The following is a 521-nucleotide window of genomic DNA, read 5'->3' as shown; positions in this document are numbered from 1 at the left end:
AGGTCACAGCAGATCTCCGTCAGCCGCCTCGCCTCGCTCGCAGCGATGGTCGGGACCGCCGAGGAGCCCTCGGACATGGCCCGCGCGGACAGCAAGTTCCACACCGAGCTCTCGGCCGCCTCGCGATCCGTCCGGCTCACCCGCCAGGACATGGCGCTGCAGGCCGAGGTGGGGCCCCTGATCTGGACGAGCCCGGCGGGCGACGCCCGCCAGGCGGCGCAGGAGCACGCGGCCATCGTGGACGCCATCCGCGCCGGCGACCCGGCCGCGGCGCGCGCCCGGGCAGAGGACCACATCCGCCGCGAGATGAACAGCCTCATCGACCTGCGCGTGTCCATGGACACCGCGGCCCCCGGGGCCCCGCCGAAGGGCAGCGGGGAGCAGGGGGCGATCTCCGCCATCGAGGCGCTCGCCCAGACGATCAAGGAGACCGCGGCGGCGTCGATCCACGTCGTCGAGGACGCCGTCCACGCCGCCCTCGACGCCACGGCCGACCGGCCGACCCCGGAGGATCTCAAGGG

At 74.9% G+C, this 521-nt stretch carries 1 protein-coding gene; it reads left to right on the top strand.

The genetic code is table 11. From position 1 onward, the window contains the following. Positions 1–521: FadR/GntR family transcriptional regulator (locus tag BV907_RS18085; protein ID WP_139346879.1), on the top strand; the 521-nt coding region annotated here is incomplete at both ends.

The organism is Sinomonas mesophila (genome assembly GCF_001999765.1).
GTDB lineage: Bacteria > Actinomycetota > Actinomycetes > Actinomycetales > Micrococcaceae > Sinomonas > Sinomonas mesophila.
Note: the sequence above shows the minus strand (reverse complement) of the source record. Positions and strands in the feature narration are given on the sequence as shown.